The sequence below is a fragment of the Nocardioides sp. genome (assembly GCF_036267815.1).
Taxonomy (GTDB): domain Bacteria; phylum Actinomycetota; class Actinomycetes; order Propionibacteriales; family Nocardioidaceae; genus Nocardioides.
Genome location: NZ_DATAVI010000001.1, coordinates 1 through 25,684, shown reverse-complemented (window position 1 = coordinate 25,684; position 25,684 = coordinate 1). Strand labels below are relative to the sequence as shown.

Genomic DNA, 25,684 nt, shown 5'->3' with positions numbered 1-25,684 from the left:
GGAGAAGGCATGGCGTCCACCACGACCCAGATCCTCGAGCTGCTGGTGGCGTTCGGGCTCTCGGCTCTCGTCGGGCTCGAGCGTGAGCTGCGCGGCAAGAGCGCGGGGATCCGCACCCAGACCATCGTCGGCACGTCGTCCGCGCTGATCCTGCTGATCAGCAAGTACGGGTTCCAGGACGTGCTCGCGAGCCACGTCGTCCTGGACCCGTCACGGGTCGCCGCCCAGATCGTCTCCGGCATCGGCTTCCTCGGCGCGGGGCTGATCATCACCCGGCAGGGCGCCATCCGCGGACTGACCACCGCCGCGGCCGTCTGGGAGACCGCGGCGATCGGGATGGCCGCCGGGGCCGGCCTGTGGCAGCTCGCGGTCACCGTGACCGCGCTGCACTTCGTGATCGTGATCGGGTTCACCGCGCTGGTCGCCAGGCTGCCCGGATCCCTGGGCGGCTCGACGCGGCTCCACGTCGTGTACCTCGACAGCCAGGGCGTGCTGCGCCAGCTGCTGCACGAGTGCAGCACCCGTGGCTGGACGCTGACGGCGATGTCGGCAGACGCGCCCGGAGCCGAACGCATCCTCGGCCAGTCCCTCAGCCCGGCCGATCGCGACCAGGTCGGCGTCCTGCTGACGCTGAGCGGCCGCGGCGTCCACCAGGCCTCGAACGTCCTCGGCGGGATCGACGGCGTTCGCGCGATCGACCGCGTGGACGAGGAGGCCGAGTAGGGTCCGGGCCAGGCCGGCGAGAGGAGCTTCCCATGCAGCCCGACCTGGTGGACCGCGTGGTCGACACCGCCGCCGCTGTCGTGGCGAGTGGGGCGATCTCCGCCAACGGCCACGGCAACGTCAGCATCCGGGTGCCCGACGCCGACGAGATGTACTTCACCTCCGCCCCCTCCCTGAAGGGGCTGACGTCGGGTGGCATCGCGCGGGTGGCGTTCGACGGCACCCTCGTCGAGGGCACGCTCCCCCCGATCCAGGCAGCAGTCGTCGCGATGCACACCGCGATGTACGCCGACCGCGACGACGTCGGCTGCGTGATCCACACCCATTCGCCGTGCGCCACCGCGTACGCCGTCGCCCGGCAGCCGATCGACGTGTGGATCGAGGCGCTCGCGATGTTCGGACTGGCCGACGGCGTCCCGGTCGCGGGCTACGGTCCCCGCGGCTCGGACCAGGCCGTGGCCGAGATCCGCGCCGCGGTTCGTCCCGGCAACCCCGCGGTCCTGCTGGCCAACCACGGTGTCCTGGTCTTCCACCGGACGCCCGAGCTCGCCGTCCTGGTCGGGGGCGTGGTCGAGGAGGCCGCGCAGGCCTCCATGAACGCCCGCGCCCTCGGCGGCCCGGTGGCGATCGCGGAGGAGCTGCGCGCCGCAGCCCTTCAGCGCGCGATGGCGTTCGAGGACTCCGGCACCAAGCGCGTGTGACCGACGCCAGGGGCGTCGGCGACTATGCCTCGATGACCACCGGGATGATCATCGGACGACGGCGCAGCTCGCGGTTGACCCAGCGGCCGACCACGCGTCGTACGACCTGCTGGAGCTGGTAGGTGTCGTTGGTGCCGTCGCGCATCGCCTGGTCGAGGGCGTCGATGATCGGCTGCTTGATGCCGTCGAAGGCGCGGTCGTCCTCGGCGAAGCCGCGGGCGTGGATCTCGGGCCCGCTCGACACCTTGCCACTGACCGAGTCGATCACCACGATCACCGAGACGAAGCCCTCCTCGCCCAGGATCCTGCGGTCCTTGAGGTCGGACTCCGTGATGTCGCCGATGTTCTCGCCGTCGACGAAGACGTAGCCGCAGCTGACCTTGCCGGCGATGCTCGCGACGCCGTCGACGAGGTCGACGACGACGCCGTCCTCGGCGATCACGACGTTCTCCACGCCGGTCGCGCGAGCGAGCTCGGCATTGGCCTTCATGTGCCGGAACTCTCCGTGGACCGGCATCACGTTGCGCGGCTTGACGATGTTGTAGGCGTACAGCAGCTCGCCCGCGCTGGCGTGTCCGGAGACGTGGACCAGCGCGTTGCCCTTGTGCACCACGTTGGCTCCGAGCCGGGTCAGGCCGTTGATCACCTTGTAGACGGCGTTCTCGTTGCCGGGGATCAGCGAGCTGGCGAGGATGACGGTGTCGCCCTCCTCGATGTGCACGAAGCTGTGGTTGCGCTGGGCGATCCGGCTCAGCGCCGACATCGGCTCGCCCTGGCTCCCGGTCGAGATCAGGACCTGACGCTCGGGAGCGAGGTCGGCGAGGTCCTTGGCGTCGACCATGACCCCGGCCGGGACGTGGAGGTAGCCGAGGTCCTGGGCGATGCCCATGTTGCGCACCATCGACCGACCGACGTACCCCACCTTGCGTCCGTGTCGGACGGCCGTGTCGAGCACCTGCTGCACCCGGTGGACGTGGGAGGCGAAGCAGGCGACGATGATCCGCTGGTCGTTGCCGGTGAAGACCGAGTCGAGGACCGGGCCGATGTTCCTCTCGGCGGTCGTGAAGCCGGGGACCTCGGCGTTCGTGGAGTCGGTGAGGAACAGGTCGACGCCCTCCTCACCCAGGCGCGCGAACGACCGGAGGTCGGTGATCCGGCCGTCGAGCGGGAGCTGGTCCATCTTGAAGTCGCCGGTGTGCAGGACGGTGGCGGTGCCGGTCCGGATGCACACGGCGAGCGCGTCGGGGATCGAGTGGTTGACCGCGACGAACTCCAGCTCGTAGGGACCGAGCGTCAGGCGGTCTCCCGCGGCGACCTTGTGGTGCACGGTCTCCTTGAGCCGGTGCTCGCGCAGCTTGGAGTCCAGCAGCGCCAGCGTGAGCTCGGAGCCCACGAGCGGGATGTCTCCGCGCTCGCGCAGGAGGTACGGCGTGGCGCCGATGTGGTCCTCGTGGCCATGGGTCAGCACCAGGGCCTCGACCTTGTCAAGGCGGTCGCGGATGGCGTCGAAGTCCGGGAGGATCAGGTCGACACCCGGGTGGGACTCCTCGGGGAAGAGCACCCCGCAGTCGACGATGAGCAGCCGCCCGTCGTACTCGAAGACGGTCATGTTGCGGCCGACCTCCCCGAGGCCACCGAGGGGATAGATCCGCAAGCCCCCCTTCGGCAGGTCGGCCGGCGCGGAGAGCTCAGGATGCGGATGGCTCAAGGGGTTGTCTTCCTGGGTCGGGGCTGGGTCGTTACTGGGTCGTTGCTGGGTCGTTGCGGGGTCGGGCTGATGGGCACGCGAGCTTCAGGTCGGTTCAGGTCAGAGCAGGTGCGAGGCCTCCAGGCCGGCGCGCAGCGCGGCGACCTCCTCGTCGGTCAGCGGGACGAGCGGACCTCGGACGTTCCGGTTGTCCAGCACGCCGAGCAGCTGGAGGCAGGCCTTCGCCGTGGTCGCGCCGTAGTTGGGGACGCCCATGATGGCCTGGGTGGCCGGCATCAGCCGGTCATAGGTCTTGCGGGCCGCGGTGGTGTTGCCGTCGAGGAAGTCCTCGATCTGGGAGCGGAGCTGATGACCGGCCACGTGACCGACCACGCTGATCACCCCGCTGGCGCCGTGGGCGAGCCAGGCGAGGTTGCTGACGTCGTCGCCGCTGTAGACGGCGTAGCCCAGCTCCTGGAGGCGGACGCCGCGGGCGAAGTCGCCGACGGCCTCCTTGACCGCGACCACCGTGTCGCTCTTGACCCGCTCGTAGGTCTCGACGCTGATCGGGGTGCCGGTGCGCCCCGGCACGTCGTAGAGGATCACCGGCGTGCCGGTCGCCGCCGCGACCTGCCGGAAGTGGTGCACGACGCCGGCCTGCCCCGGCTTGCTGTAGTACGGCGCGACGAGCAGCAGGGCGTCCGCGCCGAGCTTCTCGGCCTGCCGGGCCAGCTCGATGCTGTGGGCGGTCGCGTTGCTGCCGACGCCGGCCACGACCCGCGCGCGCTCGCCCACGGCGTCCTTGACCACGCGGAGGATGTCGCCGGTCTCGGCGACGCTGCACGTCGGGCTCTCCCCCGTCGTGCCGCTGACCACGACGCCGTCGTGGCCGTGCTCGACCAGGTGGACCGCGATCGCCGCCGTCGCGTCGAGGTCGACCGCGCCCTCGTCGGTGAATGCCGTGGCCATCGCCGTCAGCATCCGCCCGAAGGGCGCCGGGGCCGTCATGCGGGTCAGGCTACCCGGGGCCGACCCCGATCGCCCTCACCGAGGCGTGCCGGAGCCGGGGGCCCGACCGGCCGGCCGCGACGCGCCAAGGCCGTCGAACGCCACCGCTGGTGACGCTGACGGCCGCCGGCGGGGAGAAAGCGCGGAAGAACGACAGCGACACGCCGGTGGCCGGCGTCGTTCTTCCGCGCTTTCCGGCAGGAAGAGGTCCGCAAGACGGGGCGGCAGGGCAGGAGCTGCGGCGCCTCATCGGGGTTCGGGGCGGCCGCCGGTGGTCCGGCACGCCGCGGCGGCGAGGGCGTGCCCGTCGCGCAGGCAGACCTCGGGGGCGGCCTGGCGGGCACGCGCGGCGAGGAAGCCGGCCGCGAAGGCGTCGCCGGCGCCGGTGGTATCGAGCTCCGGACGCTCCAGCGGCTCGGCGGCGAGGGCGGAGTCGGCCTCGCCGTTGCTCCAGGCCGCGACGCCGGAGCCTGCGGTGACGACCGCCTGCCGTGAGCCACCGGCCAGCGCGCGTGCCAGGGTCGGCGTCCCGCCCGCTGTCTCGCCGGCCCCGGCGAGCACGCCGGCCTCCTTCTCGTTGGCGAAGACCAGGGCGTCGGCGGGCACCATCCGCCAGAACTCCTCGGCCCCGAGCAGCTGGAGCGGTGCGGCGGAGGCGGCGCCGACCGAGACGGTCAACCCGGCGCGGGTCGCCGCCGCCATCGCGTGCAGCGCCGCGTCACGCGAGTCACGCAGCAGCGCGTAGCCCGAGACGTGCAGGTGGTCGCCCGGCCGGAACTCGTCGGCCGGCACGTCGTGCTCCAGGAGCGCCAGGTTGGCGCCCGGGTCCGGCACCATCGTCCGCTCCCCGGTCGGGGCCACCAGCACCAGGCAGGTGCCGGTCGGCCGCGTCCGGTCCACGCGGAACCTGACGTCGACACCGAGCCGGTGCAGGCTCTCGACCTGCGACTGGCCCGCGGCATCGTCTCCGATCGCCCCGACGAACGTCGCGCTCTCGCCGACCCGGGACAGCCACGCCGCGGTGTTCGCCGCGGAGCCGCCGCCGACGTAGGAGATGACGCCCGGGCTGTCGGAGCCCTCGGCCAGCGGGCCGAACAGGCGCGCGACGACGTCGACCATCAGGTCGCCCAGACAGAAGAAGGTCATCGCTGCGAGACCAGCCCGGCGTAGGCGGTGGCGACCTCCGCGGCGAGTCTCGCGTTGGCCCGCACCAGCGCGACGTTCGCCCGCAGGGACTCGCCGTCGCTCTCGCGATGGAACCAGTCGAGGAGGTACGGCGTGACGTCCTTGCCATGCACCCCGTCGCGCTCGGCCGCGGCCAGGCCGGACTCCAGGAGCCGGTCGTGAAGCGGGCGGTCGAGCTCGTCGACGGACGCGATCGGGTTGGCCAGGACGAGCCCGAGGTCGCGGGTGCCCACGCCGTCACGCGCTGCCAGCATCGCCGCCACCTCGGGCGGCGACTCGACCCGCCAGGTGACGTCGTAGCCCGAGTCGGCGAGGTAGAAGCCGGGGAACCGGTCGGTGCGGTAGCCGAGCACGCCCACGCCGAGCGTCTCCAGCCGCTCGAGGGTCGCCCCCACGTCGAGGATCGACTTCACGCCGGCACAGACCACCAGCACGCCGGTGCGCGACAGCGTCGTCAGGTCGGCCGACTCGTCGAAGGTCTCCTGCGCGCCGCGGTGGACGCCGCCGAGCCCCCCGGTGGCGAAGACGGTGATGCCCGCGCCCGCCGCGAGATGGGCGGTCGAGGCGACCGTGGTCGAGCCGACGCCGCCCCGGGCGGCCACTGCGGCCAGCTCCCGCACGCTGACCTTGACCGCGTCCGGGTCGCTCGCCAGGCGTTGCAGGGCGTCGTCGTCGAGGCCGACGCGTGCCTGGCCGTCGATCACGGCCACCGTGGCCGGCACCGCGCCCCCGTCACGCACGGCCAGCTCGAACTCCCGAGCCAGCCTCGCGTTGTCGGGCCTCGGCAGGCCGTGGCTGATGATCGTGCTCTCCAGTGCGACCACCGCGCGGCCTTCGGCCAGCGCGTCGCGGACCTCGTCGTGCACGAGCACGGCGCCTCCCCTTGACCGAACGGACGTGTCAGCTGCTCACGGGCCGGTCGAGGGCTCGCCTGACCAGCTCGAGTGCCTCATCCTGCCGGACGCCGAGCGAACGCATCGCGTCGGCGTAGGCCGCGGCCGCCTCCTTGGCAGCCCGGTCGCCGTCGTCGCCGTTGACCACGGTGCCGTTGCGGCCACGCGTCGTGACCACTCCGGCATGCTCCAGCTCGCGGTACGCGCGAGCCACGGTGTTGGCCGCGATGCCCAGGGTCGCGGCGAGAGCGCGCACCGTCGGCAGTCTGGCGCCTGCGGCCAGGTCTCCGGTCGCGACCTGCCTGGCGATCTGGGAGCGGATCTGCTCGTACGGCGCGTCGCCCGAGGTCGGGTCGATCGAGAGCCGCGCGCTCATCGTCGCTCCCACCACACCCAGCTGAACCCGTCGCGCGGCTCGCGCCGGGTCTCGACCCACCCCGCGTCGAGCTCCGGGAACGTCACGTCGCCCTCCGGCCACTGGTCGACCTCGGTGAGGATCTGGTGGGTGGCCAGCGGGAGCGCCTGCCGGTAGACCTGCGCACCCCCGACGACGAAGGTCTCGCCCGGCTGACCGGCTGCCAGGGCCAGGGCGTCCTCGAGGGAGTGCGCCACCAGGACCCCGGGGGCGGACCACGCGGGGTCGCGGGTCAGCACCACCGTGGTCCGGCCCGGCAGCGGCCGGCCGATCGAGTCGTACGTCGCGCGGCCCATCACCAGCACACCCCCCATCGTGGTGGCCTTGAAGTGGGCGAAGTCCTCCGAGAGGTGCCACGGGATGCGTCCGTGGTCGCCGATGACGCGGTTGGCGGCGTAGGCCGCGACCAGGGTGAGCCGCCCCCGATCGGGCGACGCGGGCTCAGACGGCAATGGGAGCCTTGATGCCCGGGTGGGGGTCGTAGCCGTCGACGGAGATGTGCTCGAGGTCGAAGCCGTCGATGTCGGTCGCGGACGGGTCCAGCCACAAGGTCGGCAGCGGGCGTGGCTCGCGCTCGAGCTGGAGGCGCGCCTGGTCGAGATGGTTGGTGTAGAGGTGGGCGTCGCCGAGCGTGTGCACGAAGTCGCCCACGCGCAGGCCGGCCACCTGGGCGACCATGTGGGTCAACAGGGCGTACGACGCGATGTTGAACGGGACGCCGAGGAACACGTCGGCCGAGCGCTGGTAGAGCTGGCAGCTGAGCCGACCGGGGCCGTCGTCGGCCGGGGCGACGTAGAACTGGAACATCGTGTGGCAGGGCGCGAGGGCCATCCGCGGGATGTCGGCGACGTTCCACGCCGAGACGATGTGGCGCCGGCTGTCGGGGTCGCGACGGAGCTGGTCGACGACCTGCGAGATCTGGTCGACGTGCCGGCCGTCGGGCGCCGGCCACGATCGCCACTGGTAGCCGTAGACCGGGCCGAGGTCGCCGTCGGCGTCCGCCCACTCGTCCCAGATCGTGACCCCGCGGTCCTGGAGCCACTTGACGTTGGTGTCGCCGCGCAGGAACCACAGCAGCTCGGCGAACACCGACCGGGTGTGGACCCGCTTGGTCGTCACCAGGGGGAAGCCCTCACGCAGGTCGAAGCGCATCTGGTGGCCGAACACGCTCAGCGTCCCCGTGCCGGTGCGGTCGGACTTCTCGACCCCGTCGTCGAGGATCCGCTGGAGGAGATCGAGGTAGACCTGCATGAGGTCAATCTAGGGCGGTGCGCCGACGGTCTGGGTACCCCACGCGCTGCGGATCTCGCGGTTGGTCAGGGGCCCAGCTCGACGGTGCCCGACACCGTCGTCGTGGCGTCGCCGCCGACCCAGACGGTGTCGCCGTCCCGCTCGACGTACACCCTCCCGGCCCGGCCGAGTGCGGTCCCCTGGGAGGCGACGTAGGACGTCGGCAGCCGGTCGCCGGCCAGCCACTGGCCGATGCTCGCGTTGAGGCTGCCGGTCACCGGGTCCTCCACGACACCGAGGCCGGGGCTGAAGGCGCGCACCTCGACCGCGCAGGGCGAGTCGGCCGGGTAGGCCCCGACGACGCCGATGTCGAGGTCGCCGAACGACGACCAGTCGGGTCGAACGGCGAGCACGGCGCTCGCGTCCCTCAGCAGCGCGACGACCCAGCCCGGCCCGTTGTCGCCCCAGGAGAGGTCGACGACGTCGTCGTCGGTGAGCGCCAGCGCGGTCAGCACCGCGACCCGCTCCTCGGCCGAGACGGGACCCTCCCGCAGCAGGGGCGGCGCCGCGAAGGCGAGCCGCTGGCCGCGGCGGACGCGGACCAGCCCCGCCCCGCACTCCTGCACCAGCTCCACGGCGGACCTCGGCGCTCCCCCCGCCTCGAGCCAGGCATGAGCGCTGCCGATGGTCGGGTGCCCGGCGAACGGCAGCTCGCCGCCCGGGGTGAAGATGCGCAGCCGGTAGTCCGCGGCGTGGTCCGACGGCGGCAGCAGGAACGTCGTCTCGGAGAGGTTGGTCCACTGGGCAAACCTCTGCATCTGGGCGGCGTCCAGCCCGTCGGCGTCGTGGACCACCGCGACCGGGTTGCCGGCCAGCGGTTCGGAGGAGAAGACGTCGACCTGGGAGAAGCGGCGCATGACGGCACGCTAGCCACTCCTGGCTGACCCGGTCACCGCGGCACCGGCGGGATCGGCGACCGAAATGGGGTGAGGACCGGGGGTGGTTCCTGGTCAGATGGCTCCGTGCCACGTCTCGGACAGTCACTGCGACGACTCGTCCCGCCGACGCCGCTCTCGCGGCGGCTGGCGATGCAGTCACTGCTGTTCGCGACCGCCGAGGGCACCTTCCTCACCGGTTCGGCCGTCTTCTTCACCGAGGTCGTCGGCCTCCGGGCTGCGCAGGTCGGGCTCGGCCTGACCGTAGCCGGGGTCGTGTCGTTCCTGGTCGCCTACCCCGCCGGCAAGCTGACCGACCGCTTCGGGCCCCAGCGGATGTGGGCCGCCGGGGCGATGGTGACCGCCCTGATGTTCGCGGCGTGGCCCTTCATCGACAGCTTCGTCGGCTATCTCGCGATGGTCGTGGTCTTCGAGATCGTGGAGAACGCCGGGGGTGCCGGCCGCAACGCCTACATCCTCGACGTGATGCCCGAGGACGAGCGCGTCGCGACCCAGGCCTACATGTACTCCGCCCTGAACGTCGGCTTCACCCTCGGGGCGATCGTGGGCGGGATCGCGCTCGCCTTCGACGACCTGACCGTGATGCGGTGGATGCCGCTGTTCACCCTGGCGGTCGGGCTCGTGAACGCGGTCTTCATCGCACGCCTTCCCCGCGCGCCCCACGACATCGCGACCGCGACCGCGGCCGATGCCGAGCCCGCGCCCGCGCCGCGGGGACGCGGCCCGCTCCACAACGTCGGCTGGATGCTGGCCAGCATGTGCAACGGCACCCTGTGGACCAACCAGGTGCTGCTCAACGTCGTGATCCCGCTGTGGCTGGTCCAGGCCACCGACGCGCCGCACTGGCTGCTGGCCTGGCTGTTCGGCACCAACACCGTGCTCTGCATCTTCCTGCCGGCCTACACCTCGCGTGGCGTCGCGACCCTGTCCGACGCCCTGCGCTCGGTGCGGATCTCGGGGGTCTTCTTCGTGGTCGCCTGCCTGATCACCATGGCCACCCACAGCACCGCCGGCTTCCTCACGATCTTCCTGGTGTGGCTCGGCCACGTCGCGGTGACCGGAGCCGAGCTCTACATCTCCGGGGCCAGCTGGGCGTTCCAGGCCAAGCTGATGGATCCCGCCCGCCGTGGGGAGTACGGCGGGGTCGCCGAGGTCTTCAGCACGCTCGGCGGCCGCTGGGCTCCTGCGGCGTACACGTTCCTGGCCATGTCCTGGCACCCGGCCGCCCTGCCGGGTGCCGGCTGGCTGGTGATCGCGGGGGTCGCCGTCCTGGCCGTGGCCGGGATGCACCCCTCGGTCCACCTGGCGGAGCGGTTCTTGGAGCGCGAGGGCATCGGTCTGGACGGCCCGGCAGCGGCGGGAGACTCCGAGACCTCCCTGGCTCCGGTGTAGCACGAGTCCCGTGCTGCACCGGTTGACGGCGTAGACCACAGGCATGACCAACCTCACCATCTCGGTGGGCCCCGAGACTCTGCGCCGCGCCCGGATCCGCGCCCTGGAGGGCGGCGAGTCGGTGAACTCCTACCTCGCGGAGGCCTTGTGCAGATATGCCGGCCCCGACCTCGATCGACAGCAGGCGGCGCTCGCGCGGTCCAAAGTGCAGCGCCCCGCGCGACGACCCGCCGGACCACGTCCTGCCGGACTCGCCTGCCATGCTGGCCGACATGTCCGAGCTCCTCGACTGGTCCCAGCACGTCGCCTCGTGGCGCCGCGAGGTCCACGACCTCTACGCCGACGTCCGGGCCAACCGCGACCTCGCCGCCGGCCACGCCGCGTGGGTCGCGCGCCGGACCACGCTGTTCGAGCAGCACCCGGCCAGCGCCCGACAGGCCGGGCAGGAGCTGCGGCACGCCCCCTACGACCCGGCATACCGGTTCCTGCTCCCCCTCGAGCCCGCCGAGGCGGAGCGGTGGGACTACACCACCGGCACCGACGGCGTCGTCCCGTTCGAGCGCGCCGGACGCTTCGACGTCCCCGACGTCGGACAGCTGGACGTGTGGTGGCTCGGGTCCTACGGCAACGGGTTCTTCGTGCCGCTGCGCGACGCGACCGCCGGGCGCACGACCTACGGGGCCGGCCGCTACCTCCTCGACACCGTCAAGGGAGCCGACCTGGGCCATGAGGGCGACCTGTGGGTGGTCGACCTGAACTTCGCCTACAGCCCCTCCTGCGCCTACGACCCCGCCTGGGCCTGCCCGCTCGCGCCGCTCGGGAACCGGGTCGACGCGGAGATCCCCGTGGGCGAGCTCGGCGTCGTCGGCTCCCACTGAGCCACGACGTGGGTCGCGAAGGCCGCCACGTCGCGGGCCCGCTCCAGCGGGTCGGCGTACTGCGGCCCGAAGGCACCCTCGCGGATCGCCAGCGACTCGCGGAGCACCCGGTGGAACTCCTCGGGGTAGAAGGTCAGGCCCCACCACGCCGCGCGTGACTTGGCGGTCTGCTGACCGGTCACCAGCAGGTGGTCCAACCGTGCCGCGCCCGGCACCACCCACTCGCAGGCGTAGGGCACGGACGCGCCGGCCGGGTTGGCCCGGCACTGCGCGGCCTGCCCGCGCCAGTACGTGTCGAGGTTGGTGAGCGTGAAGTCGCGCAGGACGTCGTCGTCGGTCCAGATGCCCAGGGTGTCGGGAGCAGGTCCCCGCACCGCGACGCCGTGGCGGGCCAGCTCGTGCCACGACACCGGGCTCAGGTCGAAGCGGCCCGCGTCGGAGAACGTCCCCATGTGCACGTCGGGCGCGTCCGGGCAGTCCTGAGGCGGACGCCTCAGGTCGTCGACGAGCACATGGGTCCCGTCGAGGTACGGCGAGCCGCCGTGCGCCGCCGCGACCTCCTCGTGCGCGGTCCGGAGCGTCGCGACATCCTCGGGGGTCGGACGACGACCGAGCGTCGCGGTGAAGTCGACGTCGCTGTGGCCCTCGACCCACTCACCGAACGCCAGGCCGCCGCGCAGGTAGAGACCGGTCACCAGGTCGTCGGGCACGGCGCCCAGGAACGTCGAGCAGACCGCGACGACGGGCTCCGGCACGGCGGTCATGCGGACCTCACGCAGACAGCGACATCGGGCCGTAGACCTCTCGGTCGTGCTCGACGAGGGTGACCGCGTCCACTCCGGCCGCCGACAGCTCGGCCCAGACCTCGCCGACCCACGACTCGGCGTCCGCCTGCGAGACGAAGCGCTGGTCGGAGTACTCCTCCGGCACCCGCACCTCGGCACCGGCCGCGTCCAGCAGCCGCCACCACCACGGCCGCTCCGCGGGCGACGGCGGACGGAACGTCGCCGGCTGCTCGGGAAGGTTCATCTGCGCCTCACGACTCCCGCACTGAGGTGTCGACGAACGGCAGCTTGGTGGAGGAGAAGATCTCGCGGCGCGTGCGGATCTGCACGCCGAGCTCGGCCTCCGGGTCGACGAACGACGGCACGAGCGCCATCCCGATGCCCTTGCGCAACGTGGGCGAGAAGGTCCCGGAGGTGATCTCGCACAACGGCACGTCCGCCGTCAGGCTCACGATCATGCCGGGCCGCGGGATGCCGCGCTCGAGTGCGAGCAGTCCGCGCAGCAGCCGCCGCGGTCCGGCCTCCTTCTCCCTGACCAGCGCGTCGCGCCCCCAGAACGCGTCCTTCTTCCAGCCGACTGCCCAGCCGAGCCGCGCCTGGTTGGGGGTCACGTCGAGGGTGATGTCCTGACCGTGCAGCGGGTAGCCCATCTCGGTGCGCAGCGTGTCGCGCGCGCCCAGCCCGCACGGCGCGATCCCGAGGGACCGGCCGGCGTCGAGCAGGCGGTCCCACAGTGTCCCGGCGACCTCGTTGCGCGCGATCAGCTCGTAGCCGCGCTCTCCGGTGTACCCGGTGCGGCACACCACCACGCCGGTGTCCTCGAACTCCGCCTCCTGGAACGACATGTACTCGTGTCCCGAGGGCAGGCCCAGCGCGTCGAGCACCTCGTCCGACCTGGTGCCCTGCACCGCCAGCACGGCGTACTGCCGGTGGTGGTCGAGCACCTTGACCCCGGAGGGCGCCTGGGCGGCCAGGCGCCGAGCGACCTCGACGGAGTTGGCGGCGTTCGGGACGAGCAGCACGTGCTCGTCGTCGTGGAAGTAGGCGATCAGGTCGTCGACGATGCCACCGGTCTCGGCGTCACAGCACAGGGTGTACTGCGCCTTCCCGTGCCGGATCCGGCCCAGGTCGTTGGTCAGGGCCAGGTTGACGTACGCCGCCGCCCCCGGCCCGGTGACCATCAGCTTGCCGAGGTGGCTGACGTCGAAGACCCCGACCGCCTCACGGACCGCGGTGTGCTCCTTGACGACCCCGCTGGGGTACTCCAACGGCATCGACCAGCCGCCGAACGCCGCGAACTTCGCGCCGAGCGCGACGTGCCGGTCGTGCAGGGGCGACTGGAGCAGAGCGGGGCCCCCGGCCCCGGCGGCGGCACCCGCCTCCTCGGCGATGGCTGGGGCCGACACGTCGGCGGTGTCGTCGACCATGATCGCGAACCTACACCGGTCCGGACCCCCTGGCGCGGACCCCCGCGGGCGCGCTGAGCGGCCCGACGACCCGGGCGGTGACTCCGGAGGCGTCCTGGGCGATGACTAGGGTGAGCCGGTGACCAGCTACCACCTGCGGGGCGCGAGCCCGGCCAAGACCCGGGCGGACGTCGTGGTGGTCGGAGCCTGGAAGCATCCCCAGGGTCTCACCCTCGCCGACGGTGCCGAGGACGTGGCCTCGGCGTTCGGGCGGTCGCTGCGGCCGCTGCTCAGCACCCTCGGCTTCACCGGCAAGGCCGGCGAGGTCGCCAGGGTGCCCGGCGCCGGCAAGGTGGCGACCTCGCTGCTGGCGGTGGTCGGTCTCGGCGAGCAGCCCGCTGACCGGGCGGCCGAGCTCCTCGCCTGCCGCCGCGCGGCCGGCGTCGCGGCCCGGTCGGCTGGCAACGCCGCCTCCGTCGCGCTCGCGCTTCCCGCCGGTGACGCGGGCCTGGTCCGCAACGTCCTCGAGGGATACCTCCTGGGTGGGTACTCCTTCACCCGCTACCAGTCCAAGGCGGCCGAGAAGGGCGCGGGCACGGTGACGGTGCTCAGCCCGGTGGCCCGCCGTCAGGAGGTGGCCACCGCCTTCGAGGAGGCCCAGGTCGTGGCGGACGCCGTGCTCGCCGTGCGCGACTGGGTGAACACCCCGGCCGGAGACCTCACCCCGCCGGTGTTCGCCGACGAGATCTCCGGCGCCGTCAAGGCGGTCAGACCGGCCAAAGGGGCGAAGGTCAAGGTGCAGGTCCTCGACGAGACCCGCCTCGCGGAGCTCGGGTGCGGAGGGCTCCTGGGCGTGGGCGGGGGCTCGAGTGCCCCACCGCGGCTGGTCGAGCTGCGCTACTCGCCTGCGGAGGCCGTGGCCCACCTCGCGCTGGTCGGCAAGGGCATCACCTTCGACTCGGGCGGCTTGAGCATCAAGACCGCTCCCGGCATGGAGACCATGAAGTGCGACATGGCCGGAGCCGCGACCGTCGTCCAGGCGACCCTGGCGATCGCGCGGCTCGGGCTCCCGCTCCGGGTCACGACGTACGCCTGCCTGGCCGAGAACATGGTCTCGGGGAGCTCGATGCGTCCCGGCGACGTCCTCACCATCTACGGCGGCACGACGGTCGAGGTGCTCAACACCGACGCCGAGGGGCGGCTGGTGCTCGCCGACGGGCTCCAGCGCGCGGTGGAGCAGGAACCCGACGTGATCGTCGACGTGGCGACCCTGACCGGCCACATGGTGCAGGCGCTGGGCACCCGGGTGGGCGCGGTGTTCGGCAGCGGCCCGGTCGTGGCGGCGTTGGTCGAGGCCGGGCGCGAGAGCGGCGAGAAGCACTGGCGGATGCCGATGCCGCCGGACGTGGTCGACCGCGTGCGCGGCAGCAAGGTCGCCGACCTCGCCCAGCACGACTGGAACCGCTGGGGCGGCGGGCTCTTCGCCGCTGCCTTCCTGCGCGAGTTCACCGACGGCCGGCCCTGGGCCCACCTCGACATCGCCGGTCCGGGGTTCAACCCCGGCCTCGCCAACGGGCACTGGACGCCGGGCGGGACGGGCTTCGCCCTGAGCACGCTGGTCGACTACGCCCGTACGCTCAGCTCCCTGACTCCCGCTCCTTCTGACGCTTGATGTACTCCCGCATCCGGGTCGGGATCCCCACGACGCCGGCCTCGTAGGCACGCACGCCGCGGCGTTGGCAGAACCGGTAGGCCCAGTCGGCCGACGGGACCCGGCGCCGGGTGTACTCGCCGTCCCACGCGACCAGCAGCAGCGTGACGTCGCTGACCGCGGTGCGGGGCTCCACGAAGCCCTCGACGCCCTCCCGGGAGGAGACGAAGGAGTCCAGGTGCTGCTCGTCGTCCCCACTCGAGGCACGCACCCGCGTCGACCCGGTCCGGGCAGCGTCCGCGCCGGGTCGACGGAAGCGGGGCCCACGGCCGCGTCCGAAGAGTTTCATGGAGCCATGATGCCCGGTGACCCGAGCGCACCCGGCCATCTCCCGACGGTCGCCTGATGCGTGCCGCCTCCTTGCGACCCGCCTGGCCAGGAGTGCAAGGATGACTGTGTGACCGACGGCGAGTTCGACGTACTCATTCTCGGGGCAGGTTCTGGTGGGTACGCGTGCGCTCTGAGAGCGGCTCAGCTCGGTCTGTCGGTCGGCCTGGTCGAGAAGGGCAACCTCGGCGGCACCTGCCTCCACGTCGGCTGCATCCCGACCAAGGCCCTCCTGCACGCCGCCGAGATCGCCGACCAGACCCGCGAGTCGGCCAGGTTCGGGGTCAACGCCGCCCTGGAGGGTGTCGACATGGCCGGGGTGAACGCCTACAAGGACAAGGTGGTCGAGCGACTCTTCAAGGGCCTGACCGGCCTGGTCAAGGGCCGGGGCGTCACGATCCTCCAGGGGGAGGGTCGGATGACCGGTCCCCACGAGGTGACGGTGACCGCGACCGAGTCGGGTGAGGCGACGGCGTACTCCGGCAAGAGCCTCGTGCTCGCCTCCGGCTCCTTCAGCCGCAGCCTGCCGGGTCTCGACATCGACGGTCACCGGGTGCTGAGCTCGGAGCACGCGCTCCGGCTCGACCGGGTCCCGAGGTCGGTCGTGGTCCTCGGAGGTGGCGTGATCGGCTGCGAGTTCGCCTCCGTCTGGGCGAGCTTCGGGTCCGAGGTCACCATCGTGGAGGCGCTGCCGCGCCTCGTCCCGGTCGAGGACGAGGCGTCGTCGAAGGCCTTGGAGCGCGCGTTCCGCAAGCGCCGGATCCAGGTCCGCACCGGCACGCCGTTCCAGAGCCTGAAGGTCACCGACGACGGCGTCGCCGTGACGGTCGAGGGCGGCGACGTCCTGGAGGCCGAGCTGCTGCTGGTCGCCGTCGGGCGCGGACCGACCACCGACGCGCTCGGGTACGCCGAGCAGGGCGTCGCGATGGAGCGCGGCTTCGTCCTCGCCGACGAGCGCTGCCGGACCAACCTCGACGGCGTGTACGCCGTGGGCGACATCGTCCCCGGGCTCCAGCTCGCCCACCGCGGCTTCCAGCAGGGCATCCTCGTCGCCGAGGAGATCGCGGGGCTCTCGCCGGCACCGATCGACGAGGCCGGGATCCCGCGCGTCACCTACAGCCACCCCGAGGTGGCCTCGGTCGGGCTGGACGAGGCGACCGCGCGGGCGAGGTACGGCGCCGACGCGGTCGAGACCGTGACCTACGACCTCGCCGGCAACGGCAAGAGCCAGATCCTGATGACCCAGGGCTTCGTCAAGCTGGTCCGGCGCAGCGAGGGGCCGGTGGTCGGCGTGCACATGGTCGGCGACCGCGTCGGCGAGCTGATCGGCGAGGCCCAGCTCATCTACAACTGGGAGGCGTACGCCGAGGACGTCGCCCCCTTCGTCCACGCCCACCCGACTCAGAACGAAGCTCTCGGCGAGGCCCACCTGGCCCTGGCCGGCAAACCCCTGCACGCCCACTCCTGACCTCCCGGTCAGGCCGACCCGGCACGACGCACCCAGACCAGGAAGGGCCCCCACCCACATGGCCACCGAAGTCAACCTCCCCGAGCTCGGCGAATCGGTCACCGAGGGCACGGTCACCCGATGGCTCAAGCAGGTCGGCGACCAGGTGGCGGTCGACGAGCCGCTGCTGGAGGTCTCGACCGACAAGGTCGACACCGAGATCCCCTCCCCGATCGCCGGCACCTTGCTGGAGATCAGGGCCAACGAGGACGACACCGTCGACGTCGGCGCGGTGCTGGCCCTGATCGGGTCGGCGGACGAGGCGTCGGACGACGCCGGGCCCCAGGACTCGGGCCAGGACTCGGGCGAGGACTCAGGCCAGGCGGCGCCCGACGCGGAGCCGGCGGCTGACCGGCAGGCCACGCCCCTCGACGAGGAGGCCGACGAGCGGGACCATGCCCACGAGCAGGCCGAGGCGGCAGACTCCCCTGCCGAGCCGGAGCAGCCCGCCGAGCAGTCCGCCGAGCCGGAGCAGTCGCAGGAGGCGCCGCGTGAGGAGGTGGCAGAGGCCGTCACCGGTGCGGCCCGGACCTCCGGTGAGCAGACGATCGTCCGGCTTCCCGAGCTCGGCGAGTCCGTCACCGAAGGCACGGTCACCCGATGGCTCAAGCAGGTCGGCGACCAGGTGGCCGCCGACGAGTCGCTGCTGGAGGTGTCCACCGACAAGGTCGACACCGAGATCCCCTCCCCCGCCGCGGGCACCCTGCTGGAGATCAAGGTGAGCGAGGACGAGACCGTCGACGTCGGCGCCGAGCTCGCGGTGATCGGCTCTGCCGACGCGGCCCCGAGCAACGCCGGGGGCGACGACTCGGGCGACACCGGGCAGGCCCAGCCCGAAGCCCAGCCGGAGCCCGAAGCCCAGCCGGAGCCCGAGGCGCCGGTCGAGGCTGCCGCCGCGCCCGAGCCCGAGCCCGAGCCGGAGCCGGCAGCGGAGCCCGAGGCGCCGGTTCGTCCCGAGGCGGCCGAGGCGCCGGCCCCGACCGGAGGCGGACGCGAGTCCGCGTCGTACGTCACTCCGCTCGTGCGCAAGATGGCGGCCCAGCACGGCGTCGAGCTCGCCGCCATCACCGGCACCGGCGTGGGCGGGCGCATCCGCAAGCAGGACGTCCTGGACGCCGCGCAGTCGCAGGGCAAGGACACCACGCCGACCCGGCCGGCCGCGGCGGCCGCGGCGGCCGCCACCCCGGCTCCGGCGGCTCCCAGCGCCCCGGTGGCACCCGGTGCGCCCGTTCCCTCACCGCTGCGCGGCAAGACCGAGCCGATGTCGCGCCTGCGCAAGGTCATCGCCCAGCGGATGGTGGAGTCGCTGCAGGTCAGTGCCCAGCTGACCACCGTGGTCGAGGTCGACGTGACCGGGATCTCGCGCTTGCGCGACTCCGTCAAGGAGGACTTCGCAGCTCGCGAGGGCGTGAAGCTGTCGTTCATGCCGTTCTTCGCCAAGGCCGCCATCGACGCGCTCAAGGAGCACCCGAGCCTCAACGCCGCGATCGACACCGACAAGGGTGAGGTCACCTACTACGACCGCGAGAACCTCGCGATCGCCGTGGACACCGAGCGCGGGCTGCTCACACCGGTGGTCAAGGACGCCGGAGACCTGTCGATCGCCGGGCTGGCGCGCAAGATCGCCGACGTCGCGGAGCGGACCCGCACCAACAAGATCACCCCCGACGAGCTGTCCGGCGGCACCTTCACGCTGACCAACACCGGCAGCCGCGGTGCGCTGTTCGACACCCCGATCATCAACCAGCCGCAGGTGGCCATCCTCGGCACCGGATCGGTGGTCAAGCGGCCCGTCGTGATCGACGACGCCAACCTCGGAGAGACGATCGCCGTCCGGCAGATGGTCTACCTCGCGCTGACCTACGACCACCGGCTCGTCGACGGCGCGGACGCCGCACGCTTCCTCGGCGACGTCCGTGCGCGCCTGGAGGCCGGCCAGTTCGAGGTCTGAGCGCGGCTGGGTCTGACGGCGTCCGGGGTTGACCCCAACGGAGAGGCGGATCGCATGGAAGTCGTCGTCGCAGGAACCTCCGGATTCCTCGGCCGGCACCTGACGACGGCCCTGCGCGAGCGGGGCCACCACGTCACGTCGTTGGTACGCCGTGAGCCGGCCGCTCCGGACGAGTCGCGGTGGGACCCCGCGGCGGGCGCGGTGGACCAGGCCGTGGTCGACGCGGCCGACCTGGTGGTCAACCTCGCGGGCAGCCCCACGATCGGCAACCCGCACTCGCGTCGATGGGCACGCAACCTGCGCGAGTCGCGCGTGAGCACCACCCGCACCCTCGCCGAGGCGATCGCCCGGTCCGGCGACACCCCGGCGTTCCTCGCGGGCAACGCGATCGCCGTCTACGGCGACCACGGCGATGCCCGCGTCACCGAGGCGGGCGACAGTCGGGGCCACACCCTGATGACCGAGGTGACCCGGGTCTGGGAGGCGGCCGCGCGGCCGGCCGTCGACGCCGGCTCGCGGGTGTGCGTGCTGCGCACCGCTCCGGTGATCGACCGCGCGTCCGAGCCGCTGCGGACGCTACGGCGGCTCTTCCTGGCCGGTCTCGGCGGCAGGGTCGGCAGCGGTCGGCAGTACTTCCCGCTGGTGTCGCTGCGCGACTGGATCGGCGGTGTCGTCCATCTCGCCGAGAGCGAGAGCGCCCACGGCCCGGTCAACCTCTGCTGCCCTCGCACGCCCACCAACGCGGAGTTCACCCGGGCCCTCGCCCACGCCGTACGCCGGCCGGCGTTCCTGCCGGTGCCGTCGGTGGCGATCCGGCTGGGCGCCGGGCCGCTCGCCCCCGAGCTCCTCGGATCGGTCAACCTCGTGCCGCAGGCCCTGCTCGACGACGGCTACGAGTTCCGCGACCACGACGTCTCCGCCGTCCTCGCCGCGGCCCTCCCCCCGGCTGGCTGAGCCGGGTGTCAAATCCCCCGCTTCAGTGGGGGATTTGGCACTTATTGGCCGCTGCAACCCCCAAGAAGTGTCAACTCCCCCGCTGAAGCGGGGGATTTGACAGCCCCGAAGCGCCAGGGGGTGGGTCAGGTCGCCGGGTGGGAACGGCGGCTCGCGGAGGCCTCGACGACCCGCCAGGAGCCGTGCGTACGACGCAGCTCGAGCCGCACGCTGGACCACGCACTGCTCGGCAGCGGCCGTCTGGCGCCACGCCGCCCGACCGCGACGCCGTCGACGGTGCGCACCGTCAGGTCGACGACGATCCGGCTCCGACGTTCGACCACGAGGCGCATCGACGAGACCTGCTCCCGCAGGCCGGTGACGCGGAGCCCGCGCCGTCGCCACCCGGCCAGGGCGTCGACGTCGAGGTGCCCGGTGCGAGAGCCCGCGACGTACAGCCGCGCCAGCGCGCGGGCGTCCGTCGTGCTCCAGGCGGCGGCGCGGGCGGCCTCCCACCGGTGCAGGACCCGCACCGCCCGCGCCTCCGGCACGCGCCGCGTCGTCGCGCCCCCCGCGACGGGCGAGACCACCGCGGCGCGCACGGGGTCCGGCGAGCCTCCCCCGCGCACCAGACCCGCGGCCCAGACGGCGACGACGGTGGTCAGGGTCGCGAGCAACACCAGCGTCCGAGTCCGCATCCCACCACTGTGGCGTCACCGGAGGGTCCCCCGCAGACGTTGTCCACAGGCACCTAGGGTGGGCGCGTGACCCTCACCCGCCGCCGGCTGATCACCGGAGCAGGTGGCGCCGTTGTCGCAGCGGCGGCGGCGGGCGTCGCGGTCGACGAAGGCCGGCTGCCGGGCCGGGCACGTCTGCGGCGGGTCCTGGGCCAGACAGGTCCGGCCGGCCACATCCCCGACGTCGCGCCGGGACTCGTCGTGAGCGGGTCCTTCGTCTCCCGGCTGCGCCTCGGGGCCGAGACCGGCTGGTCGGTGATCTACCCCGGCCCAAGTCCGGAGCCGCTGCCGGTCGTGGTGGCGCTGCACGGCCTCGGCGGAACCCATCGGTCGTTCGTCGACGAGCTCGGTGTCGACCGGTTCCTGCCTGCGGCTGTCGCCGGCGGCGTGCCGCGCTTCGCGGTCGCCACGGTCGACGGTGGTACGACGTACTGGCACCCGCGTCCCGACGGCGAGGACGCCGGCGCGATGGTCGTCCGGGAGTTCCTGCCGTTGCTGGCCAGGCGGGGGCTGAACACCGACCGGGTGGCCTTCCACGGCTACTCCATGGGCGGCTACGGCGCGCTGCGGCTCGCCCCGATCGTCGGCCGGGCCCGGGTGCCGGCGGTGGCAGTCCTGAGCGCCGCGATCTGGAGCGACCCCGACACCTACTCGGCCTCGGGGTTCTCCAGCGCGGCGGAGTACCACCGCTACACCGTCTTCGGCCGGCAGCGCCAGCTCGACGGGATGCGGGTGCGGGTCGACTGCGGGTCGGAGGATCCCTTCTATCCCGACGACAAGGCGTACGTCGCGGGGTTCACGCGTCCGGTCACCTCCACGTTCGAGGACGGCGGGCACGACGCCGCGTACTGGACGCGGATGATGCCCGAGCAGCTGGCCTTCGTCGGCCACGCGTTAGAGTCGACGAGGTGAGCGGTCCGGTCTTCCGCGAGGGCGGCTTCGGCGGCGAGGCCGTCGACTACCTCGCCGCGTGGGCGGCCCAGCGACGCCTTCACGACCGTGTCGCCACCGGCCTCGATCCCGACACCGTCTGGCTCCTGGAGCATCCGCCGGTCTTCACCGCGGGCAAGCGCACCGCGCCCGGTGACCGGCCCCTGGATCCTGGCGGTGCGCCGGTGATCGACGTCGACCGCGGCGGGATGATCACGTTCCACGGCCCGGGCCAGCTCGTCGGCTACCCGATCGTGCGCCTGCCCGACCACGTCAAGGTCGTCGACTACGTACGGCGCGTCGAGGAGGCCCTGATCGGGGTGTGCGCCGACGTCGGGATCGGGGCCGCCAGGGTCCCCGGCCGCAGCGGCGTCTGGCTGCGCGCCGACGCCACCCGCCCCGAGCGCAAGGTGGCCGCGCTCGGCATCCGGGTGAGCCGGGGCGTGACCATGCACGGCTTCGCGCTGAACTGCGACGTCGACCTGAGCTGGTACGACCGGTTCGTCCCGTGCGGCATCGCCGACGCGGGCGTCACCTCATTGAGCGCCGAGCTCGGACGCGAGGTGACCGTCACCGAGGTCCTGCCGAGCGTCCGGCGTCACCTCGCGGACCTGCTGGCGTGGACGCCGTACGCCGCGACCGCGGACTACGACGCCCGCCCCGAGCCGGGACGCGAGCCCCGCATCCCGGTGCTGGGCCTGCCGGGCTGACCGCCCGGCCGTCCGGCGCGCCCGACCTCAGGACCGGGCGGCCGCCGCCGCGTACAGGTCGAGTACGTCGGACTGCCATCCGCCGCTGATCGACGCGGCCAGGCTCTCCCACCCCTCACCGTGCCGGTCGAGGTGGCGATGCTCCAGTGACACGGTCGTGCTGCCCGACCCGTCTTCGGAGAAGGTCACGTGGACCTCGCTGCACCGCGCCAGATCGGTCTCCACATGCCACTGGGTGTCGATGTCCCAGCTGAAGACGACCCGGCGGGGCGGCTCGTAGACCAGCACCCGCGACCAGCGGCACTCGCTGCCGTCGGTGCCCACGTCGTAGACGTGTCCCCCGACGAAGCCGTCGAAGACCATGTGGCTGTACGGCGTGTCGATGATGTGGTGGTCGGGGTTCCACCAGGTGCCGATGTCACGGGTGAACAGGGTGAAGGCCTGCTGGATCGGCAGGTCCACGGTGGTGCTCGCGTGGACCGAGGTGCTGGTACCGGCGCTCATCTCTGCTCCTTGTCGTGGATGGTCGACGCCCGGCCGGCGGCCTTCGCGAACGCCGCCAGCGAGCGGCTCCAGAAGCCGTCGAGGTAGTCACGCAGACCGGCGAGCCCCTGCGGGTCCAGCTCGTAGACCCGCCGGGTGCCGTCGGCACGAGCGGTCACGAGCCCCGCCTCGGCGAGCACTCTGAGGTGCTGCGAGACGGCCGGGCGACTGACCGGCAGCTCGCTCGCGAGCTCGCCCACGGCTCGTGACCGGGACGCGACGCGCTCGAAGATCTCCCGCCGGGTCGGGTCCGCGAGGGCCGCGAGGACGAGGGCTGTTTGGTCAGTCATGACTTACCGTAAGTTACTCCTTACCGTCGCTTCTGACAACGGCTCCGGGCCGTGTGCCTCTTCCCCGCGCCCTGCCGCGCCCTGCCGCGGGCTCAGGCACTCGACCCGATGAGCGCCCACGTACGATGGACGGGTGACTCTGGTCTCGACAGGATCGAACACCGACGGCGCCGACATCGCCCCCGACGGCCGCAGGCTGCTGCGCCTGGAGGTCCGCAACGCGCAGACCCCCATCGAACGCAAGCCGGAGTGGATCAAGACCCGCGCCAAGATGGGCCCCGAGTACCGCGCGCTGCACGGCCTGGTGAAGTCCGAGGGCCTGCACACGGTGTGCCAGGAGGCCGGCTGCCCCAACATCTTCGAGTGCTGGGAGGACCGCGAGGCGACGTTCCTCATCGGCGGCGACCAGTGCACCCGGCGCTGCGACTTCTGCCAGATCGACACCGGCAAGCCACAGCCGCTCGATCGCGACGAGCCCCGCCGGGTCGCCGAGAGCGTGCAGACGATGGGCCTGAAGTACGCCACGATCACCGGCGTCGCCCGTGACGACCTGCCGGACGGCGGAGCCTGGCTGTACGCCGAGACGGTGCGCGCGATCCACGAGCTCACCGCCGACCTGGACGGCGGCGCCACCGGTGTCGAGAACCTCATCCCCGACTTCAACGGCAAGCCCGACCTGCTGGCCGAGGTCTTCGAGAGCCGGCCGGAGGTGCTCGCGCACAACGTCGAGACCGTGCCGCGGATCTTCAAGCGGATCCGCCCGGCGTTCCGCTACGACCGCTCGCTGGACGTGCTCACCGCGGCGCGCGACTTCGGGCTGGTCACCAAGTCCAACCTGATCCTCGGCATGGGCGAGACGCGCGAGGAGGTCAGTCAGGCTCTGCGCGACCTCCACGCCGCCGGCTGCGAGCTGGTCACGATCACCCAGTACCTCCGCCCCTCGGCCCGCCACCACCCCGTCGAGCGGTGGGTCAAGCCCGAGGAGTTCGTCGAGCTGGCCGCCGAGGCCGAGGAGATCGGCTTCTCCGGAGTCATGTCCGGACCTCTGGTGCGTTCGTCGTACCGAGCGGGTCGGTTGTACCGTCAGGCGATGGCGGCGCGCACGCCCGCCTGACCGACACCCCAAACACACGTCCACGGAGCATCGCCGCATGGCCAAGAGCGCCACCCCCAAGCCGGCCGAACCGCCGGCCCTCAAGCGTCGCCAGCAGTTCGCCCAGACCTACCAGATGGCCCGCAAGTCCGACCCGACCATCGGGCGCTGGGTGCTCGGGGCCGGCCTCGTCGGACTCGTCGTCGGCTTCGCCGTCTTCTGGCTGATCGTGGGCCGCAACAGCGTGATCGGGCTCGTCGTGACGATCGTCGGCGCGCTGATGCTGGCCACCCTGGCCGGGCTGACCGTCTTCTCCCGCCGGGCTCAGAGGGCCGTCTACGGCCAGATGGAGGGCCAGGTCGGCGCCGCCGCCGGCGCGCTCGGGCTGCTCAAGCGCGGCTGGCACGTCGACAACGCCATCGCGTTCACCAAGCAGCAGGACGTCGTCCACCGCGTGATCGGGCCCCCGGGGATCCTGCTGGTCGGAGAGGGCAGCTCGGCCCGGCTCAAGGGGCTGCTGTCCGCCGAGCGGAAGCGGCACGAGCGGGTGGCCGTCGACACACCGGTCCACGAGATCGTCGTCGGCAAGGACGACGGCCAGGTGCCACTGCCCAAGCTCGCCCGCCACGTGCAGAAGATGAAGCGCCAGGTGCAGCCTGCCGAGATCACCGACATCCTGGCGCGGCTGAAGGCCATCGACGCCTCCCGGCCGATCCTGCCGATGCCCAAGGGCCCGATCCCGACGTCGATGAAGGGGATGCGCGGGCAGATGCGCGGTCGCTGAGCGGCCACTCAGCCTCCCGACCTCTTGCGAGCAGGCAGACCCGCTTCGAGCGCGTCCAGCCTCGCGAGCCAGTCTCGCGCACCCAGCGCGACGTACGTCGCCCGGGCAGCGACGAAGTGCGGCTCGGCTCCTTCGGCGCGGCCCCGGGAGAGATGCCACGCGGCGAGGTCCTCGTCGGCATGGGCCTGCCAGACGAGACTGCCGGCACCGGCCAGCTCCGCGATGCCGGCCTCCAGGCTGGCCACGATCGCGTCGTCGTCCGGCGTCTCGGCCCGCATGTCGAGCAGCGCCTGCCCGACCCGGCGGTGACCACGCACTGCGAGCGGCAGGGCCTTGTCCTGGTACGGCGCGAGCCCGTCCAGCAGCTCACGCAAGGCGTCCATGTCGTCGGCCTCGAGGACCGCGCACAGGGCGAGCGGCCAGTACACGTGCAGGTCCTCGTTGACGCCGCTCATCTCCAGCTCCGCGGCGATCATTCCCTTCGCCAGCTCGACAGCAGCCGCGTGGTCTCGCCTCGAGAGCGACGCACAGAGCAGACGGGACTGCTCGATGGCCGCCATGCCCGGCAGGGCCGGCGCCTGCTCTCCCGGGTACTTCTCGATGAGCCGCCGCTCACGCAGGCCGGCCCAGACCAAGAGGTGATCAGCCCCCGCCGCGACCTTGGCCATCAGCGACGTCTCGGTCGCAAGGAGGGCCGAGGTGGTCAGGAACTCGTCCAGCTCCTCCCAGTGGCCCGCCAGCCAGTACCAGTTGCACAGGTTCGCCTCGGTCACCAGGTTGGGCGGCAGCCCATGCTCGGCCTGGTTGGTGGCGGACTGGGTCACCAGGTCGATGGCGCGACCGACGTCACGCGGCGCCAGAAGGCTCGCCTCGCTCGCCAGCGCAGCGGTCAGCAAGCTCCACAGCTCG

At 72.5% G+C, this 25,684-nt stretch carries 28 protein-coding genes; 12 read left to right on the top strand and 16 right to left on the bottom strand.

The window, feature by feature from the left end; translation table 11 throughout:
• The first annotated feature begins 9 nt into the window (after nucleotides 1–9).
• Nucleotides 10–723 (top strand): MgtC/SapB family protein, encoded by a 714-nt coding sequence (locus VHW64_RS00140; RefSeq protein ID WP_329648464.1) that lies wholly within the window; start codon nucleotides 10–12, stop codon nucleotides 721–723.
• Between the two features lie 32 nt (nucleotides 724–755).
• Nucleotides 756–1,424 (top strand): class II aldolase/adducin family protein, encoded by a 669-nt coding sequence (locus tag VHW64_RS00135; RefSeq protein ID WP_329648463.1) that lies wholly within the window; start codon nucleotides 756–758, stop codon nucleotides 1,422–1,424.
• A 22-nt stretch (nucleotides 1,425–1,446) separates the two neighbouring features.
• On the opposite strand, the gene VHW64_RS00130 is transcribed toward VHW64_RS00135, so the two are convergent.
• From VHW64_RS00130 to VHW64_RS00095, 8 genes are all read right to left on the bottom strand, one after another.
• The gene (locus tag VHW64_RS00130; protein WP_329648462.1) at nucleotides 1,447–3,132 is read right to left on the bottom strand and encodes a ribonuclease J; all 1,686 of its coding nucleotides are present in this window, start codon (nucleotides 3,130–3,132) and stop codon (nucleotides 1,447–1,449) included.
• Nucleotides 3,133–3,231: 99 nt separating this feature from the next.
• Complete coding sequence (gene dapA / locus VHW64_RS00125) at nucleotides 3,232–4,119, bottom strand: 4-hydroxy-tetrahydrodipicolinate synthase (RefSeq protein ID WP_329648461.1); 888 nt, start codon at nucleotides 4,117–4,119, stop codon at nucleotides 3,232–3,234.
• Nucleotides 4,120–4,365: 246 nt separating this feature from the next.
• Nucleotides 4,366–5,265, bottom strand: coding sequence for a carbohydrate kinase family protein (locus tag VHW64_RS00120; RefSeq protein WP_329648460.1), 900 nt, complete (start codon nucleotides 5,263–5,265; stop codon nucleotides 4,366–4,368).
• Nucleotides 5,262–6,176: a pseudouridine-5'-phosphate glycosidase gene (locus VHW64_RS00115; RefSeq protein WP_329648459.1), complete on the bottom strand. Its 915-nt coding sequence runs from the start codon at nucleotides 6,174–6,176 to the stop codon at nucleotides 5,262–5,264. Before VHW64_RS00115 ends, VHW64_RS00120 begins: the two co-directional genes overlap by 4 nt.
• Nucleotides 6,177–6,204: 28 nt before the next feature.
• Entirely contained in the window at nucleotides 6,205–6,573 is a 369-nt protein-coding gene (locus tag VHW64_RS00110; protein WP_329648458.1) for a GntR family transcriptional regulator, read from the bottom strand.
• Nucleotides 6,570–7,064: a dihydrofolate reductase gene (locus tag VHW64_RS00105; RefSeq protein ID WP_329648457.1), complete on the bottom strand. Its 495-nt coding sequence runs from the start codon at nucleotides 7,062–7,064 to the stop codon at nucleotides 6,570–6,572. Before VHW64_RS00105 ends, VHW64_RS00110 begins: the two co-directional genes overlap by 4 nt.
• A complete protein-coding gene (locus tag VHW64_RS00100; RefSeq protein ID WP_329648456.1) occupies nucleotides 7,054–7,863 on the bottom strand; it encodes a thymidylate synthase in 810 nt (269 codons plus the stop codon). The genes VHW64_RS00105 and VHW64_RS00100 overlap by 11 nt, the downstream gene beginning before the upstream one ends.
• Before the next feature lie 65 nt (nucleotides 7,864–7,928).
• Entirely contained in the window at nucleotides 7,929–8,759 is an 831-nt protein-coding gene (locus tag VHW64_RS00095; RefSeq protein ID WP_329648455.1) for a PhzF family phenazine biosynthesis protein, read from the bottom strand.
• A gap of 105 nt (nucleotides 8,760–8,864) precedes the next feature.
• Here VHW64_RS00095 and VHW64_RS00090 point away from each other — a divergent pair, with 105 nt between their 5' ends.
• On the top strand, nucleotides 8,865–10,190 hold the full coding sequence (locus tag VHW64_RS00090; RefSeq protein ID WP_329648454.1) for an MFS transporter: 1,326 nt from the start codon (nucleotides 8,865–8,867) through the stop codon (nucleotides 10,188–10,190).
• 272 nt (nucleotides 10,191–10,462) lie between these two features.
• Entirely contained in the window at nucleotides 10,463–11,068 is a 606-nt protein-coding gene (locus tag VHW64_RS00085; protein ID WP_329648453.1) for a DUF1684 domain-containing protein, read from the top strand.
• On the opposite strand, the gene VHW64_RS00080 is transcribed toward VHW64_RS00085, so the two are convergent.
• From VHW64_RS00080 to gcvT, 3 genes are read right to left on the bottom strand one after another with little or no spacing between them, the layout of a single operon-like run.
• Nucleotides 10,972–11,832: an aminoglycoside adenylyltransferase domain-containing protein gene (locus VHW64_RS00080; protein ID WP_329648452.1), complete on the bottom strand. Its 861-nt coding sequence runs from the start codon at nucleotides 11,830–11,832 to the stop codon at nucleotides 10,972–10,974. The two genes, VHW64_RS00085 and VHW64_RS00080, sit on opposite strands and share 97 nt — an antisense overlap.
• A gap of 7 nt (nucleotides 11,833–11,839) precedes the next feature.
• A complete protein-coding gene (locus VHW64_RS00075) occupies nucleotides 11,840–12,097 on the bottom strand; it encodes a hypothetical protein (RefSeq protein WP_329648451.1) in 258 nt (85 codons plus the stop codon).
• A 7-nt stretch (nucleotides 12,098–12,104) separates the two neighbouring features.
• Nucleotides 12,105–13,280, bottom strand: coding sequence for a glycine cleavage system aminomethyltransferase GcvT (gene gcvT / locus VHW64_RS00070; protein ID WP_329648450.1), 1,176 nt, complete (start codon nucleotides 13,278–13,280; stop codon nucleotides 12,105–12,107).
• A gap of 118 nt (nucleotides 13,281–13,398) precedes the next feature.
• On the opposite strand from gcvT, the gene VHW64_RS00065 reads away from it, so the two are divergent.
• Nucleotides 13,399–14,931 carry a leucyl aminopeptidase gene (locus VHW64_RS00065; RefSeq protein ID WP_329648449.1) on the top strand — a complete coding sequence of 511 codons (1,533 nt, stop codon included), beginning with the start codon at nucleotides 13,399–13,401 and terminating at the stop codon, nucleotides 14,929–14,931.
• Here VHW64_RS00065 and VHW64_RS00060 read toward each other — a convergent pair.
• Nucleotides 14,897–15,259: a hypothetical protein gene (locus VHW64_RS00060; RefSeq protein ID WP_329648448.1), complete on the bottom strand. Its 363-nt coding sequence runs from the start codon at nucleotides 15,257–15,259 to the stop codon at nucleotides 14,897–14,899. The two genes, VHW64_RS00065 and VHW64_RS00060, sit on opposite strands and share 35 nt — an antisense overlap.
• Nucleotides 15,260–15,367: 108 nt before the next feature.
• Here VHW64_RS00060 and lpdA point away from each other — a divergent pair, with 108 nt between their 5' ends.
• The 3 genes from lpdA to VHW64_RS00045 are packed head-to-tail and all read left to right on the top strand — an operon-like array spanning nucleotide 15,368 to nucleotide 19,709.
• Nucleotides 15,368–16,765 carry a dihydrolipoyl dehydrogenase gene (lpdA, locus tag VHW64_RS00055; protein WP_329648447.1) on the top strand — a complete coding sequence of 466 codons (1,398 nt, stop codon included), beginning with the start codon at nucleotides 15,368–15,370 and terminating at the stop codon, nucleotides 16,763–16,765.
• A 58-nt stretch (nucleotides 16,766–16,823) separates the two neighbouring features.
• A complete protein-coding gene (gene sucB / locus VHW64_RS00050) occupies nucleotides 16,824–18,755 on the top strand; it encodes a 2-oxoglutarate dehydrogenase, E2 component, dihydrolipoamide succinyltransferase (protein ID WP_329648446.1) in 1,932 nt (643 codons plus the stop codon).
• Nucleotides 18,756–18,809: 54 nt separating this feature from the next.
• The gene (locus VHW64_RS00045; protein WP_329648445.1) at nucleotides 18,810–19,709 is read left to right on the top strand and encodes a TIGR01777 family oxidoreductase; all 900 of its coding nucleotides are present in this window, start codon (nucleotides 18,810–18,812) and stop codon (nucleotides 19,707–19,709) included.
• Between the two features lie 125 nt (nucleotides 19,710–19,834).
• Here VHW64_RS00045 and VHW64_RS00040 read toward each other — a convergent pair whose 3' ends face one another.
• Nucleotides 19,835–20,386 carry a hypothetical protein gene (locus VHW64_RS00040; RefSeq protein ID WP_329648444.1) on the bottom strand — a complete coding sequence of 184 codons (552 nt, stop codon included), beginning with the start codon at nucleotides 20,384–20,386 and terminating at the stop codon, nucleotides 19,835–19,837.
• A 66-nt stretch (nucleotides 20,387–20,452) separates the two neighbouring features.
• On the opposite strand from VHW64_RS00040, the gene VHW64_RS00035 reads away from it, so the two are divergent.
• Complete coding sequence (locus VHW64_RS00035; RefSeq protein WP_329648443.1) at nucleotides 20,453–21,337, top strand: alpha/beta hydrolase; 885 nt, start codon at nucleotides 20,453–20,455, stop codon at nucleotides 21,335–21,337.
• Nucleotides 21,334–22,065, top strand: coding sequence for a lipoyl(octanoyl) transferase LipB (gene lipB, locus VHW64_RS00030; protein WP_329648442.1), 732 nt, complete (start codon nucleotides 21,334–21,336; stop codon nucleotides 22,063–22,065). The genes VHW64_RS00035 and lipB overlap by 4 nt, the downstream gene beginning before the upstream one ends.
• A 27-nt stretch (nucleotides 22,066–22,092) precedes the next feature.
• Here the strand turns inward: lipB and VHW64_RS00025 are convergent, their stop codons facing one another.
• Nucleotides 22,093–22,569 (bottom strand): SRPBCC family protein, encoded by a 477-nt coding sequence (locus tag VHW64_RS00025; RefSeq protein WP_329648441.1) that lies wholly within the window; start codon nucleotides 22,567–22,569, stop codon nucleotides 22,093–22,095.
• Nucleotides 22,566–22,898 carry a metalloregulator ArsR/SmtB family transcription factor gene (locus tag VHW64_RS00020; protein WP_329648440.1) on the bottom strand — a complete coding sequence of 111 codons (333 nt, stop codon included), beginning with the start codon at nucleotides 22,896–22,898 and terminating at the stop codon, nucleotides 22,566–22,568. Before VHW64_RS00020 ends, VHW64_RS00025 begins: the two co-directional genes overlap by 4 nt.
• Before the next feature lie 139 nt (nucleotides 22,899–23,037).
• Between VHW64_RS00020 and lipA the strand changes: the two genes are divergently transcribed.
• Both lipA and VHW64_RS00010 read left to right on the top strand, forming a co-directional pair.
• Nucleotides 23,038–24,012, top strand: coding sequence for a lipoyl synthase (gene lipA, locus VHW64_RS00015; RefSeq protein ID WP_329648482.1), 975 nt, complete (start codon nucleotides 23,038–23,040; stop codon nucleotides 24,010–24,012).
• A gap of 37 nt (nucleotides 24,013–24,049) precedes the next feature.
• The gene (locus VHW64_RS00010) at nucleotides 24,050–24,775 is read left to right on the top strand and encodes a DUF4191 domain-containing protein (protein WP_329648439.1); all 726 of its coding nucleotides are present in this window, start codon (nucleotides 24,050–24,052) and stop codon (nucleotides 24,773–24,775) included.
• A gap of 8 nt (nucleotides 24,776–24,783) precedes the next feature.
• Here VHW64_RS00010 and VHW64_RS00005 read toward each other — a convergent pair.
• Nucleotides 24,784–25,684, bottom strand: a 901-nt coding sequence (locus VHW64_RS00005; RefSeq protein ID WP_329648438.1) for a hypothetical protein, incomplete at its 5' end; no start/stop codon positions are given.